Source organism: Oceanisphaera psychrotolerans (genome assembly GCF_001870485.1).
In the GTDB taxonomy this organism is placed as follows: domain Bacteria; phylum Pseudomonadota; class Gammaproteobacteria; order Enterobacterales; family Aeromonadaceae; genus Oceanimonas; species Oceanimonas psychrotolerans.
Genome location: NZ_MDKE01000020.1, coordinates 21,545 through 37,969, shown reverse-complemented (window position 1 = coordinate 37,969; position 16,425 = coordinate 21,545). Strand labels below are relative to the sequence as shown.

Sequence of the window (16,425 nt, the reverse complement as noted above, 5' to 3'; positions counted from 1 at the left end):
TAAGGAGAAAAACAATCTCCGCGCCAGGCTTGCTTGTTTCACCTCACACCTCATCTCACTTATATTCCTTATAAGTATAAAAAATCATCTTTTATTCTTTATTCTTTATCGCTGACCTGGCTTAAGCTGTCGGTTATCTGGAAAAGTGGAAGTGAATGTCATGCTTTTAAAGGAACTCGCGGCGGCAGCCAGCCCGCTGAATGAACAGCAAGTCCATAAACTCACTCAGGTGGCTGCCGAGCTGAGTGCCACCCAGCTGGCCTGGGTCAGCGGTTATTTCTACGGTATCAGCCAGCAGGGCCAGGCTGTCACGGCGGCGCCTGCCGCCGGCGCCCAGTCGGCGGGCAAGCTGACCATCCTCTATGCCTCTCAGACCGGTAACGCCAAGGGCGTGGCCGAGGAGCTCAAGGCGCAGGCCGGAGCGGCTGGTGTGGCCGTCGATCTGTTCAACGTGGCCGATTACAAGGTCAAGCAGCTCAAGAAAGAGACGCATGTGCTGATTGTCACCAGCACCAACGGCGAGGGTGAGCCGCCCGATGATGCCATCGAGTTCCACAAGCAGCTGAAAGCCGGCAAGGTCGGCAAGCTGGACGGCCTGCACTACGGGGTGCTGGCACTGGGGGATTCCTCCTACGAATTCTTCTGCCAGACCGGCAAGGACTTCGACGAGTATCTGCAGAAGGCCGGTGCCACGCCCTTGCTGGGCAGGCTCGACTGCGACGTGGATTACGAAGGTGACGCCCAGGGCTGGAGCCAGTCTGCAGTGGCGCTGTTGAAAGACGCGTTGCAGGTGGAGGCGGCCAATCATGCGGCCCCGGTGACCAGCCTGACCCAGGGGAGCGCCAGCCTCTACAGCAAGAAGCGTCCGTTCACCGCCGAACTGATTACCAACCAGAAGATCACCGGCCGGGATTCCGACAAGGATATCCGCCATATCGAGATTTCTCTGGAAGACTCGGGTCTGACCTACCAGCCCGGCGATGCACTGGGCGTCTGGTTTGCCAACGACGCAGCCCTGGTGGATGCGCTGCTGGAGCAGCTCGGTATCGACGCCGAGGTCAAGGTGAAGGTGGATGACGAGATGCTGTCGATTCGCGAGGCGCTGATCAACCATTATGAGCTGACCCAGGGCTATGCCAGTTTCGTACAGGCCTACGCCGAACTGTCCGGTGCCAAGAAGCTGCAAAAACTGGTGGAAGACAAGGCCGCCCTGCGCGAGTACTGTGCCAACCATCAGATCCTGGATATCGCCCGGGAGAAGAAAGCCAAACTGACCGCCGAACAGCTGCAGGCTGCCCTGCGCCGTTTGACACCGCGTCTCTATTCCATTGCCTCTTCTCAGGCCGAAGTGGACGAAGAAGTGCACCTGACCCTGGGGGTGGTGCGTTTCGAGCAGAAGGGCGAGCAACGCAACGGTGGTGCTTCTTCCTTCCTGGCCGACCGGGTGGCAGAAGGCGGTCAGGTACGGGTCTTCATCGAACATAACGATAACTTCCGTCTGCCGGCCAATGGTGACACGCCGGTGATCATGGTGGGTCCGGGTACCGGCATCGCGCCCTTCCGCGCCTTCATGCAGGAGCGGGAAGCCCAGGATGCCGCCGGCCAGAACTGGCTGTTCTTCGGTAATCCGCACTTTACCCAGGACTTCCTCTATCAGACCGAGTGGCAGCGTTACGTCAAAAGCGGTCTGCTGAGTAAGGTCTCCCTGGCCTTCAGCCGGGATCAGGCCGAGAAAGTCTATGTGCAGCACAAGCTCAAGGAGCAGGGTGCCGAGGTCTATGCCTGGCTGGAGCAGGGTGCCCACTTCTATGTCTGCGGCGATGCCAACAAGATGGCCAAGGACGTACAGGAGGCACTGGTCGAGCTGGTAGCCGAGCACGGCAACAAGAGCCGTGAGCAGGCTGAAGAATATGTAGATGCGCTGCGCAGCGCCAAGCGTTACCAAAGGGATGTTTACTGATGAGCGAACAAAAACTGTCCGACAACGAGCGCCTCAAGCGCGAGAGCAATTTCCTGCGCGGCACCATAGAGCAGGATCTGCAGGACGAACTGACCGGTGGCTTCAACGGCGACAACTTCCAGCTGATCCGCTTCCACGGCATGTATCAGCAGGACGACCGCGACATCCGCAACGAGCGTACCGCCCAGAAGCTGGAGCCCCTGCACAACGTCATGCTGCGCGCCCGTCTGCCCGGTGGCATCATCACCCCCGAGCAGTGGCTGGTGATCGACCGGTTTGCGGAAGAGAGCAGCATCTACGGCAGCATTCGCCTGACTACCCGCCAGACTTTCCAGTTTCACGGCGTGCTCAAGCGTGACATCAAACACATGCATCAGGTGCTGAACAGCACCGGTATCGACTCCATCGCCACCGCCGGCGACGTCAACCGCAACGTATTGTGTACCAGCAACCCGGTCGAGTCCGAGCTGCATCAGGAAGCCTACGAGTGGGCCAAGAAGATCTCCGAGCACCTGCTGCCGAAGACCCGTGCCTATACCGAGCTGTGGCTGGACGGGGAGCGGCTGGACACTCCGGACGAAGAGCCGATCCTCGGCTCCACCTATCTGCCGCGCAAGTTCAAGACCACGGTGGTGATCCCGCCGCAGAACGATGTGGACGTGCACGCCAACGATCTGAACTTCGTGGCCATCGCCGACAACGGCAAGCTGGTGGGCTTCAACGTGCTGGTGGGGGGGGGGCTGGCCATGACCCATGGCGACAACTCGACCTATCCGCGCAAGGCCACCGACTTCGGCTTCATTCCGCTGTCGCACACCCTGGAAGTGGCCGCCGCCGTGGTGACCACCCAGCGCGACATGGGTAACCGCAGCAACCGCAAGAACGCCAAGACCAAGTACACCCTGGAGCGGGTCGGCATCGAGGTGTTCAAGGCCGAAGTCGAGAAGCGGGCCGGCATCGCGTTTGCCGACAGCCGCCCTTACGAGTTTACCGGTCGTGGTGATCGCTTCGGCTGGGTCGAAGGCATCGATGGCAAGCATCACCTGACTCTGTTTATCGAAAATGGTCGAATTCTGGATTATCCGGGCAAGCAGCTGAAAACCGGCATGAACGAGATAGCCAAAGTACACAAGGGCGACTTCCGCCTGACCGCCAACCAGAACCTGATCATCGCCGGCGTCGCCGCCGAGGACAAGGCCCATATCGAGCAGCTGGCGCGTGAACACGGCCTGCTCGAAGACAGCGTCACCGAGCAGCGCAAGAACTCCATGGCCTGTGTGGCCCTGCCCACCTGCCCGCTGGCGATGGCCGAGGCGGAGCGCATGCTGCCAGCCTATGTCACCGACATCGAAGGCCTGCTGGCCAAGCACGGCATGGCCGACGACGCCATCATTTTCCGGGTCACCGGTTGTCCCAACGGCTGTGGTCGGGCCATGCTGGCCGAAGTCGGCCTGGTGGGCAAGGCACCGGGACGCTACAACCTGCACCTGGGCGGCAATCGGGAAGGTACCCGCATTCCGCGCATGTACAAGGAGAACATCACCGACGCCCAGATCCTGGAAGAGCTGGATACCCTTATCGGCCGCTGGTCGGCCGAGCGGGAAGCAGGCGAAGCCTTCGGTGATTTCGTGATCCGGGCCGGCATCATAGCGCCGGTAGTGGACTCCGCGAGGGATTTTTATGCCAGCAACTATGACATCTAGTCTGTTACCCAGCCTGGAAGAGCTGAACAGCCTGTCGCGACTCGATCAAGCGGAGGCCCTGGCCCCGCTTAATCAGAAACTGGCGTCGATGAGCGCACCCGAGCGGGTGCGCTGGGCACTGGAAAACCTGGAGGGGACGCCGGTCCTCTCTTCGAGCTTCGGAATTCAGGCGGCGGTGATGCTGCACCTGGTGACCCGGGAGCAGGCCGATATTCCGGTGATCCTGACCGATACCGGCTACCTGTTTCCCGAGACCTATCGTTTTATCGATGAGCTGAGCGAGCGGCTGTCACTCAACCTCAGGATCTATCGGGCTCAGACCTCGGCGGCCTGGCAGGAAGCCCGCCACGGCAAGCTGTGGGAGCAGGGGGTAGAGGGCATCAGCCGTTACAACCAGATCAACAAGGTTGAGCCGATGCAGCGCGCCCTGCGCGAACTGCAGGCCAGTACTTGGTTCTCCGGCCTGCGCCGCAGCCAGTCCGATACCCGCGGCAGGCTCGAGGTGCTGGGGCTGCAGAATGGTCTGTTCAAGTTTCTGCCGATCATCGACTGGAGCAACAAGGACGTTCACTACTACCTCAAGGAATTCGATCTGCCCTATCACCCCTTGTGGGAGCAGGGCTATGTCTCGGTCGGCGATGTCCACACCACCACCAAGTGGGAACCGGGCATGAGCGAAGCCGATACCCGTTTCAATGGCCTGAAGCGGGAGTGCGGCCTGCATGAAGTCCCCGAGTCCGACGGCAGCGGTATCTGACCAGACAGCACGGGCCGACGCCGCTCGGCCGTGCTGCTTTCCTTTCTTCTTGTTCCCCTCTACTAATTCATATTTGGAATAAAAAATCATTTTATATTCTTTTGTGCGTTAGTTATTTCTGTTTATAGTCGGTCTATCTCAACACATTCAGTGGAACCGGCCATGGAGCATCTGCCCCTGTTTATCAAAATCAAGCACCGCCCTTGTCTGGTGGTGGGTGGCGGTGCCGTGGCGGCTCGCAAGGTTCGGGTTCTGCTGGCGCGGGGCGCCCGGGTCACGGTGGTGGCCCCCGAGCTTTCCCCCGAGCTGCAGCGACTGCAGGCAGAGTTTGTCTGGCAGAACGATGTGTTTTCCGAAAGTTACCTCGACGACCAGTTTCTGGTGGTGGCGGCGACTGACAACACCGAGGTCAATGCCCGGGTCTATCAGCTCGCCAATCTTCGCGGGCTGCTGGTCAACAAGGCCGACGACAGCAAGCGCTCGGCGGTGATCTTTCCGTCCATTGTCGAGCGTCTGCCGATACAGGTGGCCTTCAGTACCGGGGGCGATGCGCCCTGGCTGGCACGGCTGCTGCGCGCCCGGCTGGATGCCTTGCTGCCGAAGCACTGGGGTCAGCTCAGTCAGGTGGCGGGAAAACTGCGGCAAAAGGTCAAGCGTACCCTGGACAGCGGTGATGCGCGGCGGCGGTTCTGGGCCCGGACCCAGGACGACACCACCCTGCATGCCTTTCTGAAACAGGGCAACCTGGCCGGTGCCGAGCTCTGGTTGCAGCAGGAGCTGGAAAAGCCCCAGAGCGGTGAAGTGATATTGGTGGGCGCGGGCCCCGGTGATCCGGACCTGCTGACCATCAAGGCACTGAACGAATTGCAGAAAGCCGAGGTGGTGCTGTTCGATCAACTGGTGTCGGAAGAAATACTGGCGCTGATCCGCCCCGAGGCCGAGCTGATTTCGGTGGGCAAAAAGGCCGGTCATCACAGTGTGCCCCAGGACCAGATCAACCAGCTGCTGCTGGAACAGGCGCAGGCCGGCAAGCGGGTAGTGCGTCTTAAAGGCGGCGATCCCTTCATGTTCGGCCGTGGCGCCGAGGAGCTGCAAATCCTGAAAGCCGCCGGTATTCGCTATCAGGTGGTGCCGGGCATCACCGCCGCCGCCGGCGCTACCGCCTATGCGGGGATCCCGCTGACTCATCGGGATCACGCCCAGAGTGCGGTCTTTATCACCGGTCACACCAAAAAGGACGGCAAGGAGCCGGACTGGGCTTCACTGGCCCGGGGCCGTCAGACCCTGGTGATTTACATGGGGCTGATGCGCTCGGCTCATATTCAGCAGCGACTGGTCGAACACGGCCTGGATGAAGCTACTCCGGTGGCGCTAATCGAACGCGGCACCACGGCTCGGCAGCGGGTGGTACGTGGTGAGCTCAGGGAGCTGGGCGTACTGGCGGAGCAGGTGGAAAGTCCGGCGCTGATGGTGATCGGAGAAGTGGCGGCACTGGCCGACTCCCTGGCCTGGTTCAACTCCCAACCCGAAACCGAGATCGGGCAAGCGCAATACGCCTGAACATCATGAATCAAGGTGTGAGGAAGCAGGGTAAACCGGCTTTGCCTCACGCCTCATACCTCAGTCACTTCTGACTCAGTTGCCCCAGCGGCGCCAGCAATTCCTGCAATTCGCTCCGGTAATCGGCCGGGGTGCTTTCCGTCATCAGACTGGCCAGTTCGTTGCCGATGGTGGTGAAGCGATAATACAGCAGGCGGACGCCTTTCTTGTGCGGGTGCAGCGTCATTTGCTGCGAGTTGAACTCCAGCCGTAGCGGTGTCGCTACCGATAACTCTCCCGACTCCAGCTCGGCCTGGTGCAGCAACCCCAGTTCAAACAACTGCAACAAGCCGGCATAGGGCAGGCGATGGCGGCCCAGATTCAGCTTTTGCTGGCGCCGGCCCTGCAACAGGGTCCGGTATTGGTAGCCGAACAGCAGGCGCAGATTGTCGTCACCGAAATGGCAGCCGAGGGCGCTGGCTTTCTGCAACAGCAGGGCATCCTTCTGGGTCATTTGGCGCAGGCAGCTCAGGGACTGAATGGAGCAATGGCCGGGGCTGCGGATCTCTTGGGTCAGTATGCTGGCCCAGAAGTGCTGCATGGCAGGATGGCGAATATTTTCGGCCAGTTCCAGATAGCGGCTCAGCCAGTCCGGGTCGGGGTCGTTGCCGACTTCATCGTTGCAATTCTCGCTCGCCAGGCTGACGATGCTTTCCAGGTTCTTCTGCCGGGCGGCCTGATCCAGCTGGTGCCGGATTTCGAAACGATCGCCGAAACTCAGGGGAGAGTCCCCATGCAGCAAACCGGCCAATCCCCGTTGCTCGGCCAGGCTTAACAGCAGGGAGCGGCTGTTTTTTATTTTATGATCTGCTGTCATGGGCTGGATGTCATCCTGGTCGGCTTTTTAAGTGTTAATAATGTTGTTGCAATGTTAAAGTCAAGGTCTGATGTTAACCGGAGCGCCGGATGCAAATGCTGCAATTGCGACAAATCGAGAAAGGTAAACCCAGAGTGGCCTGGCTGCTCCTGTTGGCGTGCTATTTTTCAAGCCTGGGAATACTGGCTACCATCATCACCATCATAGAGTAAGCCTCAACCAGATATAAGGCTGATGCAGGCCGTGTTGAGGCCGAACAGGCTGGCTTTCTGGAGTCTGCCGCCGGCATAAAAAAAGAGCACCGAAGTGCTCTTTTTTAGCATCTGCCCGCCAGTATCAGGCGTTGTTGTAACGCTCGGCAGAGCTGAGGATCTCGGCTTCGGCTGACGCCTTGTCTTCCCAGCCTTCCACTTTCACCCACTTGTTGGCTTCCAGTTCCTTGTAGCGCTCGAAGAAATGCTTGATCTGGGCCTTGAGCAGCTCGGGCAGGTCGTTGACGTCCTGAATATGGTCATATTCCTTGGTCAGCTTGCTGTGCGGTACAGCCACGATCTTGGCGTCTTCACCGGACTCGTCGGTCATCTTCAGCACGCCAACCGGGCGGCAGCGGATCACGGAGCCGGGCACCAGCGGGTGCGGAGTCGGTACCAGCACATCAACCGGGTCGCCGTCCAGAGACAGGGTCTGGTTCACGTAGCCGTAGTTGCAGGGATAGAACATGGGGGTAGACATGAAACGATCGACGAAGATCGCGCCGGTGTCTTTATCTACTTCATATTTGATGGGATCGGCGTTCTGCGGGATCTCGATCACTACATAGATATCTTCGGGCAGGCTCTTTCCGGCCGGTACCTGGTTCAGGCTCATGACGTTTCCTTTAGTGTTGTCTGTGACGGGGTTGATAACCGAGTTTACCACCCTTACCGGGAGACATCTGTTATACAAATGGGTAACGGTTACCGGGGCGGATATTATAACCGCTGTCGCAGGGATCACCATACAAGTGCCCAAAGCGGCGGCGGATTGTTAGAATGCGTTCAATACAGCAGCCAAGGGCATTTTATGCACATTCATATACTGGGTATTTGTGGCACCTTCATGGGCGGGCTGGCGGTACTGGCCAAACAGTTGGGCTACCGGGTTACCGGCAGCGACGCCAACGTCTATCCGCCGATGAGCACCCAGCTCGAGCAGCAGGGCATCGAGCTGATCGAAGGCTACGACCCGGCCCAGCTGGATCTGGTGCCGGATCTGGTGGTGGTGGGTAACGCCATGAGCCGGGGCAACCCCTGCGTGGAGGCGGTGCTCAACCGTCGCATTCCCTATACCTCGGGTCCCCAGTGGCTGTTGGAGCATGTGCTGCAGGATCGCTGGGTGCTGGCGGTGGCCGGCACCCACGGCAAAACCACCACCGCCGGCATGCTGGCCTGGATCCTGGAAGACTGCGGCCTTGCGCCCGGCTTTCTGATCGGTGGTGTCCCCGGCAATTTCGAAGTGTCCGCCCGGCTGGGGGAGGCGCCCTTCTTCGTGATCGAGGCCGACGAATACGACAGCGCCTTCTTCGACAAGCGCTCCAAATTCGTGCACTACCGGCCCAGCACGGTGATCCTCAACAACCTCGAGTTCGATCATGCGGATATCTTCGATGATCTGGCGGCGATCCAGCGGCAGTTCCATCATCTGTTGCGGATGGTGCCCGGCCATGGCCGGGTGCTGGTACCGACCCGGACGCCGGCCCTGGATCAGGTGCTGGCCATGGGGTGCTGGAGCGAGGTGGAGTACCTGGGTGAAGACGGCCTGTGGCAGGCCGAGCCCCTGCAAGCCGATGGCAGTCACTTTGCCGTGCTGCTCGACGGCAAGCCGGTGGGCGAGGTGCGCTGGGGCTGTATCGGCCTGCATAACGTGCACAACGGCCTGATGGCGCTGGCCGCGGCCCGCCATGCCGGGGTGCCGGTGGCCGAGGCCATCAAGTCGCTGTGCCTGTTCGTATCACCCAGAAGGCGGATGGAGCTCAAGGGCGAAGTGGCCGGTATTCGGGTCTGGGATGACTTCGCCCATCATCCGACCGCCATCGCCACCACCCTGGCCGGGCTCAAGGCCCGGGCCGCCGGCAAGCGGATACTGGCGGTGCTGGAGCCTCGCTCCAACACCATGAAGATGGGGGTGCACCAGCAGCCGTTGACGGACTCGCTGCAACTGGCAGATCAGACCTATCTGTTCCGGCCGGCCGACCTGCAGTGGGATCTGGCGGCGGTGGCTGGAGCCTGCCCGCAGGGGCGGGTGTTCGGGGAGCTGGAGGCGCTGATCGCGGCCCTGGTCGAGGCGGCACAACCGGGGGATCAGATCCTGGTGATGAGCAACGGTGGCTTCGGCGGCATTCACGGCCGTCTGCTGCAGGCGCTGGAGGAAGTTAATGTCGATGCATGAGTATCCGCGTCATCGCCAGATCACCCTGGCCCTGTCGGGCGCGTCCGGCGCGCCCTACGCGCTGGCGCTGCTCGAACGTTTACTGGCTGCCGGCATCCAGGTGCACCTGCTGGTGTCCAGTGCCGCCCGGGTGGTGCTGGCCACCGAACAGGGCGAGCAGTGGCCGGGCAAGCCGGCGGCACTGGCGGCCCTGCTGACCGAGCGTTATCAGGCGGCGTCGGAGCAGCTCAGGGTCTATGGCAAGGAAGAGTGGTTTTCGCCGGTGGCTCGGGGTCGGGCGCCCCTCGGCGCATGGTGATCTGCCCCTGTTCCATGGGCACGGTGGCCTCCATCGCCATGGGCGCATCGGACAATCTCATCGAACGGGCCGCCGATGTGGTGATCAAGGAAAAGGGTCAGTTGATCCTGGTTCCGCGCGAGACGCCGTTTTCGGCCCTGCATCTGGAAAACCTGCTCAAGCTGGCTAACCTCGGGGTCACGATCATGCCGGCTTCGCCGGGATTCTATCACCAGCCGCGTTCGATCGAGGATCTGGTCGACTTCATGGTGGCGCGGATCCTGGATCATCTCGACGTCGAGCAGGCGCTGGTGCCGCGCTGGGGTTACGGCAGCCCGGAAACTTGACCCGGAATGCAGATAATCGAGAATTCCGCTAGAATACCGCTTTAATCACAGTCGGGCGTTTCTGGCCCGAACGGAGCTAAAAAATGAAACACAGAGTGGACGTCCTGATCGGCACCGATGAGGTCAATGCCAGGATCCGGGCCCTGGGTGAGCAGATCAACACCCATTATCAGGGCGTTGACGAGCTGGTCATGATCGGATTGCTGCGCGGATCCTGTGTATTTATGGCCGATCTCTGTCGTCAGCTTGATCTGCCGGTGCGGCTCGATTTCATGACCGCCTCCAGCTACGGCAGCAGCATGGAAAGTAACCGCGACGTGCGCATCCTCAAGGATCTGGACGACGAGATCCACGACAAGCACGTGCTGATCGTCGAAGACATCATCGATACCGGCTATACCCTGAGCAAGGTAAAGGAAATTCTGTCGCTGCGCAGCCCGGCTTCACTCGCCATCTGCTCGCTGCTCGATAAGCCCGATCGGCGGGAAGTACAGGTGCCGGTAGACTGGGTCGGCTTTACCATCCCCGACGAGTTCGTGGTAGGCTACGGCATCGATTATGCCCAGCTTTATCGCAACCTGCCCTACATCGGCAAGGTGATACCGCTGGAATAATACCGGCTTAGCCATCCCCTCTTCTCATGCACTGCCATATGCCTGGTCTCAGCCCAGGCATATGTTTTTTATCTGGAGCCAAACATGACCAAAGCACTGGAGATTGAGGGCCTGCGCAAAACCTATGATGGTGGTGTGGAGGCCCTCAAGGGTATCGATTTGAGCGTGAACCAGGGTGATTTTTACGCCCTGCTCGGCCCCAATGGGGCCGGCAAGTCGACCACCATCGGCATTATCTCGTCGCTGGTAAACAAGAGTGCCGGCAAGGTAAAGGTCTTCGGCTTCGATATCGACACCGATCTGGAGCTGGCCAAGTCCCAGATCGGCTTGGTGCCCCAGGAATTCAACTTCAACCAGTTTGAGAAGGTGCAGCAGATCGTGGTCAATCAGGCCGGTCTGTACGGGGTTGAGCGGTCGGAAGCCAAGGTGCGCGCCGAGCGTTATCTGAAGCAGCTGGATCTGTGGGACAAACGGGATGTGCCGGCCCGTACCCTGTCCGGCGGCATGAAGCGCCGGCTGATGATAGCCCGGGCACTGATGCATGAGCCGAAACTGCTGATCCTGGATGAGCCGACCGCCGGGGTGGATATCGAAATTCGCCGGGCCATGTGGGACTTCCTCAAGGATATCAACGCACAGGGTATCACCATCATCCTCACGACCCACTATCTGGAAGAAGCGGAGATGCTGTGCCGCAACATCGGCATCATCGACAAGGGTCGGCTGGTGGAAAATACCAGCATGAAGAGACTGCTCGGCAAGCTCAACGTGGAAACCTTTATTCTGGATCTGGCCGCCGACAGCCGGGAGCCGTTCTTGTCCGGCTTCAACTGGCAGATGCTGGATGATCACAGCCTGGAAGTGGAAGTGAAGAAGGAGCAGGGGCTGAACGGGGTGTTTGCCCAGCTGAACGAGCAGGGGGTGCGGGTGCTGAGCATGCGCAACAAGGCCAACCGGCTGGAGGAATTGTTTGTTACTTTGGTGGAGCAGGGGAGAAAAGCATGAGCGCCAAGCAGTATTACATCGCCTTTCGCAGCATATTACACCGGGAAATCGTGCGTTTTACCCGGATCTGGGTACAGACCCTGGTGCCGCCGGCGATCACCATGACCCTGTATTTCGTGATTTTCGGCAACCTGATCGGCAGCCGTATCGGCGAGATGGGCGGCTATTCCTACATGGCCTTCATCGTGCCGGGATTGATCATGATGTCGGTGATCACCAACTCCTATTCCAATGTGGCGTCGTCGTTTTTCAGCAGCAAGTTTCAGCGCAACGTGGAAGAATTGCTGGTGGCGCCGGTGCCGACCTATGTGATCATCGCCGGCTATGTGGGCGGCGGCGTGGTACGGGGTCTGCTGGTCGGGCTCATCGTCAGCCTGGTGTCGCTGTTCTTCGTCGACCTGCAGATTAGCCACCTGTTCAGCGTGATCTTCACCGTCTTTCTGACCTCGGTGCTGTTTTCGCTGGCCGGGCTGCTCAATGCGATTTTCGCCCGCACCTTCGACGATATCAGCATCATTCCGACCTTTGTGCTGACGCCGCTGACCTACCTGGGCGGGGTGTTTTACTCCATCGAACTGCTGCCCGATGTGTGGCAAACCATTTCACACGGTAATCCGGTGCTCTACATGGTGAACGCCTTCCGTTACGGTTTTCTGGGCATCAGTGATGTGCCGCTGACCGTGGCCTACGGCATCATCATCGGCTTCATCGCCCTGTTCTACGGGGTTGCCTGGTACCTGATTCACACCGGGCGCGGACTGCGCCACTGAATTGAAAAAGGCAGCCAACCGGCTGCCTTTTTTCATGCTAACTGCTGCTAATGGCGGCGATCAGGCCAGTTGCAGAGGGATGTCCTTGCTGGTGCGCACTATGTTGTTGTCCGCATCCAGGTACACCAGGCTGGGCTTGTAGCCTTCGATCTGCTGCTCGCTCATCGGCGCGTAGGCACAGATGATGATGCGGTCGCCCACGGCGGCCTTGCGGGCGGCGGCGCCGTTCAGCGAGATCATCCTGGAGCCGCGTTCACCGGAAATGGCGTAGGTGTGAAAGCGCTCGCCGTTCTCGATGTTGTAGATGTCGATCTGCTCGTATTCACGGATGTTGACCGCATCCAGCAGATCCTGGTCGATGGCGCAGGAGCCTTCGTAGTTCAGCTCGGCGTGAGTTACCCGGGCCTGGTGCAGCTTGCCTCTGAGCATGATGCGTTGCATGTCCATCTTTAGCTTGTCTCCGTTATTACTGCCTTCAAGGCGTAAGGGCGGGATGGGGGCTCTTCAGACCGACCGTGACATGCCGGTGACGGCATGTCCGAGTCCCCGGGGACGGGTTTACCCTGAGTGGGTGTGACCCCATCCGGCTGTCCTGCCGAAAGTGAGGGTAGTGTCTTACAGCGTCACTACCCGGTTATCTATCAATCGGGCCTTGCCGAGAAAGGCGGCCATCAGGATGACCGCGGCCCGGCTCTGGGCCGTCAACGGCAACAGGCTGTCCGCATCGACGATATCGATGCCGTCGGTACGAAAACCGGCGTCGTTGAGTCGAGCACTGCCTGCGGCGGCCAGTTGTTCCGTATCCCGCTCGCCATCGGCCATGAGACCGGCCAGCCAGTTCATGGTGGCGGCAAGCTCGGGGGCCAGCGCGCGCTCGGCGTCGGTCAGGTAACCGTTGCGGGAGCTCAGTGCCAGGCCGTCGTCGGCCCGCACCGTCGGTACGCCCAGGATCTCGACCGGCATATTCAGATCGGCGGTCATTTTACGGATCAGCGCCAGCTGCTGGTAGTCTTTTTCGCCGAAGCAGGCCAGATCCGGCTGCACCAGATTGAACAGCTTGCACACCACGGTGCTGACGCCGTCGAAGTGACCCGGACGCAGGGCGCCTTCCAGCACCTCGGCGATGCCGGGAACCACAACCCGGGTTTGCTGCTGCTGGCCGCCGGGATACATCAGGTCGGGGGTGGGCGTAAAGACGAGGTCGGCCAGTTCACCCAGCCGGGCGCAGTCCTGCTCCAGGGTGCGCGGGTAGGCGGCCAGGTCGGCCGCCCGATCAAACTGCAGCGGGTTGACGAAAATGCTGACCACGACGCGTTCGCAGCGGGCTCTGGCCTGTTTGACCAGTTCCAGATGCCCCTGATGCAGATTACCCATGGTGGGCACGAAGCCGATACGCTCGCCGTGGCGGCGCCAGCCGTTGATGACGGCTCTTAATTCGTCGAGGGTGCTGACCAGTTGCATCTTCTGTCCTCAGTTAAAGCTGTGTTCCGGGCCGGGGAAGCGGCCATCGGCCACCTCGGCCACGTAGGCTTCGATGGCGGCAGCGACATTGCCGTTGTCGGCGAGAAAGTTTTTGGTGAATTTGGGCACATAGCCGGACGTCAGTCCCAGGGCGTCCTGCATCACCAGCACCTGACCGTCGGTATCCGGGCCGGCGCCGATGCCGATCACCGGAATGGACAGTGCCTGACTGATGTCGGTGGCAAGCTGGCTTGGCACACATTCCAGTACCAGCAGCTGAATGCCGGCGGCTTCCAGCGCCCGGGCATGACGCTTGATTTGGTCGGCTTGCTCGGTGTCGCGGCCTTGCAGCTTGAAACCGCCGAATACATGTACCGACTGGGGGGTCAGCCCCAGGTGGCCGCACACGGGAATACCCTGACGGGTCAGCTGGGTAACGGTTTCGGTCAGCCAGTCGCCGCCTTCGAGTTTCACCATATGGGCTCCGGCACGCATCAGTTCGGCCGCGCTGGTGCAGGCCTGCTCCGGGTTGCTGTAGCTCATGAACGGCATGTCGGCGACGATCATCGCCTTCTCGCTGCCATTGGCCACGCAGCGGGTGTGATAGGCGATATCCGCCACCGTGACCTTGAGGGTGCTGTCTTCGCCTTGCAGTACCATGCCGAGGGAGTCGCCAATCAGAATGGCATGCACGCCGGCCTGTTCGAACAGGGTGGCAAAGGTGGCATCGTAGGCGGTGATCATGGCGATTTTCTGCCGGGCCTGCTTCATCGCCAGCAGGCGTGCCGTGGTGATTTTACTCATGGTGTATTCCTGTTACTGCGGAGACAGTCGGGTCATGCCATTGGTCGGGCAGTCGTGCAACAGCCGGTCCAGGGGAGTCCCGCAGGGCAGTACCAGGCCCGGTGCCAGGTCCGCCAGGGGATAGAGTACAAACTCCCTTTGTTTCATGCCGTAGTGGGGGACGGTCAGCCGCTCTTCCTCTATGTGACGTTCCCCATAGAGCAACATGTCCAGATCCAGGGTGCGTGGCCCCCAGCGTTCTTCCTTGCGCACCCGGCCGTGAGTCAGCTCGATAGACTGCAGCGCATCGAGCAGGGCGAGGGGAGCCAGTTCGGTGTCGAAGGTCGACACGCCATTGATATAGGGCGGCTGGTCCGCCGGCCCCATGGGCATACTGTGGTACAGCGGTGAATGCCGCAGGCTGCCCGGCGTGGCCAGGGCAGCCAGAGCCTGCTGGGCGGCCCTGATTTGTGCCAGCGGATCGCCGAGGTTGGCGCCGAGAGCGACAAATACGGTGCTCACGCGTCTTTTCTCCGGCGCGGACGACGGCGTGGCCGCTTGCGAGGTTTACGCGGTTCGGACTCGTTTGCGGCATTGGCGGGCCGTTCCTGAGCACCACGAGCCGGCTGTTGCCGAGAGACCGGGTTGGCGACCTGAAAGTCGGTCCACCAGTCTGCCAGCTCCTTGAGTCGAGGATCCAGCTCGGCACGCAGCAGCAAAAAGTCGTAGCCGGCGCGGAACTTGGGGTGCTCGAGCAGACGATGAGGGCGCTTGCCGTTGCGTTTGGGCAGGCGTTCCTGCAGTTGCCAGATATCGCGCACTACCGAGCTGAAACGGCGAGGAATTGCCACGGTTTTCACCTGACGACCCAGCACTTCATCGGCGGCGAGCATAAAGGCATCGTAATAACCCAGACCACCTTCGTTGACGAATTCCTGGGTGCGGGTTTCTACCGGCCCCCACAGCAGGGCGGCGTACAGGAAGGCCGGGGTGACCCGCATATCCTGAGCGATACGCTCGTCGGTGTTGGTCAGCGCCAGCTCGATGAAGTGGCCATAGCGATTATTGCCCTGGCCCATCACCTCGGCGGTTTCCGGGAACAGCTGGGCAAAAAGGCCATAGTGCTGCAACTGGTGATAGGTTTCGAGACCCTGGCCGGCCAGCAGCAGCTTGAGGGTTTCCTCGAACAGACGGGCGGCGGGGATATCGGACAGCAGCGGCGCCAGGGCCTGGATTGGGGCCTCGGTACGGGGGCTGATGGTCAGGCCCAGCTTGGCGGAGAAACGTACCGCCCGGATCATGCGTACCGGATCTTCCCGATAGCGGGTTTCCGGGTCGCCGATCAGCTCCAGGCGGCGTGCCTCCAGATCCTTTAGTCCGTTGGCAAAGCCGACCACGCTGAAGTCGGCAATGTTGTAATAGAGCGCATTAACGGTAAAGTCGCGGCGTTCGGCGTCTTCTTCGATGGTGCCGTAGACGTTGTCGCGCAGCAGCATCCCTTCGGAAGACTGGGATGAGATGTTCTTGTTGTTGTTCACCTGGTGGTGATGGCCGCGAAAGGTCGCCACTTCGATCACATCGCGACCGAACAGCACATGAGCCAGACGAAAACGGCGGCCAACCAGGCGGCAGTTGCTGAAAAGCTGCTTGACCTGTTCAGGGGTGGCGCTGGTGGCGACATCGAAGTCTTTGGGCTGGCGGCCCAGCAGCAAGTCACGCACGCCGCCACCGACCAGGTAGGCATCGAAGCCTGCCTTGTTCAGGCGATACAACACTTTCAGGGCGTTTTCACTGATTTGTTGGCGCGAAATACCATGTTGGTCGCGCGTCAGCACCACGGGTTGCAACGGCAACGCCTCCTGTTGTCGGGTGAGCAGCTTCTTACAAAAGCCAGCAATCTGGGAA

At 60.4% G+C, this 16,425-nt stretch carries 15 protein-coding genes and 1 pseudogene; 9 read left to right on the top strand and 7 right to left on the bottom strand.

What is annotated here, in order from left to right; translation table 11 throughout:
• The first annotated feature begins 160 nt into the window (after nt 1-160).
• The 4 genes from BFR47_RS08400 (at nt 161) to cysG (ending at nt 5,980) form a co-directional block, all read left to right on the top strand.
• A complete protein-coding gene (locus BFR47_RS08400) occupies nt 161-1,960 on the top strand; it encodes an assimilatory sulfite reductase (NADPH) flavoprotein subunit (RefSeq protein ID WP_071472652.1) in 1,800 nt (599 codons plus the stop codon).
• On the top strand, nt 1,960-3,663 hold the full coding sequence (cysI, locus tag BFR47_RS08395; protein ID WP_071472641.1) for an assimilatory sulfite reductase (NADPH) hemoprotein subunit: 1,704 nt from the start codon (nt 1,960-1,962) through the stop codon (nt 3,661-3,663). Before BFR47_RS08400 ends, cysI begins: the two co-directional genes overlap by 1 nt.
• Nucleotides 3,653-4,420: a phosphoadenylyl-sulfate reductase gene (locus BFR47_RS08390; RefSeq protein WP_175514082.1), complete on the top strand. Its 768-nt coding sequence runs from the start codon at nt 3,653-3,655 to the stop codon at nt 4,418-4,420. Before cysI ends, BFR47_RS08390 begins: the two co-directional genes overlap by 11 nt.
• 162 nt (nt 4,421-4,582) lie before the next feature.
• The gene (gene cysG / locus BFR47_RS08385; RefSeq protein ID WP_071472639.1) at nt 4,583-5,980 is read left to right on the top strand and encodes a siroheme synthase CysG; all 1,398 of its coding nucleotides are present in this window, start codon (nt 4,583-4,585) and stop codon (nt 5,978-5,980) included.
• Between the two features lie 64 nt (nt 5,981-6,044).
• On the opposite strand, the gene BFR47_RS08380 is transcribed toward cysG, so the two are convergent.
• Together BFR47_RS08380 and ppa are read right to left on the bottom strand one after the other, a co-directional pair.
• Complete coding sequence (locus BFR47_RS08380) at nt 6,045-6,836, bottom strand: TIGR03899 family protein (protein ID WP_071472638.1); 792 nt, start codon at nt 6,834-6,836, stop codon at nt 6,045-6,047.
• A gap of 336 nt (nt 6,837-7,172) precedes the next feature.
• Nucleotides 7,173-7,703 (bottom strand): inorganic diphosphatase, encoded by a 531-nt coding sequence (ppa, locus tag BFR47_RS08375; RefSeq protein WP_071472637.1) that lies wholly within the window; start codon nt 7,701-7,703, stop codon nt 7,173-7,175.
• A gap of 195 nt (nt 7,704-7,898) precedes the next feature.
• Between ppa and mpl the strand changes: the two genes are divergently transcribed.
• The 5 genes and pseudogenes from mpl (at nt 7,899) to BFR47_RS08350 (ending at nt 12,276) form a co-directional block, all read left to right on the top strand.
• On the top strand, nt 7,899-9,263 hold the full coding sequence (gene mpl / locus BFR47_RS08370) for a UDP-N-acetylmuramate:L-alanyl-gamma-D-glutamyl-meso-diaminopimelate ligase (RefSeq protein ID WP_071472636.1): 1,365 nt from the start codon (nt 7,899-7,901) through the stop codon (nt 9,261-9,263).
• A pseudogene (locus tag BFR47_RS08365) lies at nt 9,256-9,887 on the top strand (flavin prenyltransferase UbiX). Before mpl ends, BFR47_RS08365 begins: the two are co-directional and overlap by 8 nt.
• 83 nt (nt 9,888-9,970) lie before the next feature.
• Entirely contained in the window at nt 9,971-10,501 is a 531-nt protein-coding gene (hpt, locus tag BFR47_RS08360; protein ID WP_071472635.1) for a hypoxanthine phosphoribosyltransferase, read from the top strand.
• Nucleotides 10,502-10,585: 84 nt separating this feature from the next.
• Nucleotides 10,586-11,506 carry an ABC transporter ATP-binding protein gene (locus BFR47_RS08355; protein ID WP_071472634.1) on the top strand — a complete coding sequence of 307 codons (921 nt, stop codon included), beginning with the start codon at nt 10,586-10,588 and terminating at the stop codon, nt 11,504-11,506.
• A complete protein-coding gene (locus tag BFR47_RS08350; protein ID WP_071472633.1) occupies nt 11,503-12,276 on the top strand; it encodes an ABC transporter permease in 774 nt (257 codons plus the stop codon). The genes BFR47_RS08355 and BFR47_RS08350 overlap by 4 nt, the downstream gene beginning before the upstream one ends.
• A 60-nt stretch (nt 12,277-12,336) precedes the next feature.
• Here the strand turns inward: BFR47_RS08350 and panD are convergent, their stop codons facing one another.
• From panD to pcnB, 5 genes are all read right to left on the bottom strand, one after another.
• Complete coding sequence (gene panD / locus BFR47_RS08345; protein WP_425433998.1) at nt 12,337-12,723, bottom strand: aspartate 1-decarboxylase; 387 nt, start codon at nt 12,721-12,723, stop codon at nt 12,337-12,339.
• Between the two features lie 168 nt (nt 12,724-12,891).
• Nucleotides 12,892-13,737, bottom strand: coding sequence for a pantoate--beta-alanine ligase (gene panC, locus BFR47_RS08340; protein WP_071472632.1), 846 nt, complete (start codon nt 13,735-13,737; stop codon nt 12,892-12,894).
• A gap of 9 nt (nt 13,738-13,746) precedes the next feature.
• Nucleotides 13,747-14,541, bottom strand: a complete 795-nt coding sequence (gene panB / locus BFR47_RS08335) for a 3-methyl-2-oxobutanoate hydroxymethyltransferase (protein ID WP_071472631.1) — start codon at nt 14,539-14,541, stop codon at nt 13,747-13,749.
• 12 nt (nt 14,542-14,553) lie between these two features.
• Entirely contained in the window at nt 14,554-15,042 is a 489-nt protein-coding gene (gene folK, locus BFR47_RS08330) for a 2-amino-4-hydroxy-6-hydroxymethyldihydropteridine diphosphokinase (RefSeq protein WP_071472630.1), read from the bottom strand.
• Nucleotides 15,039-16,397 carry a polynucleotide adenylyltransferase PcnB gene (pcnB, locus tag BFR47_RS08325; protein ID WP_245748859.1) on the bottom strand — a complete coding sequence of 453 codons (1,359 nt, stop codon included), beginning with the start codon at nt 16,395-16,397 and terminating at the stop codon, nt 15,039-15,041. Before pcnB ends, folK begins: the two co-directional genes overlap by 4 nt.
• Between the last annotated feature and the right edge of the window lie 28 nt (nt 16,398-16,425).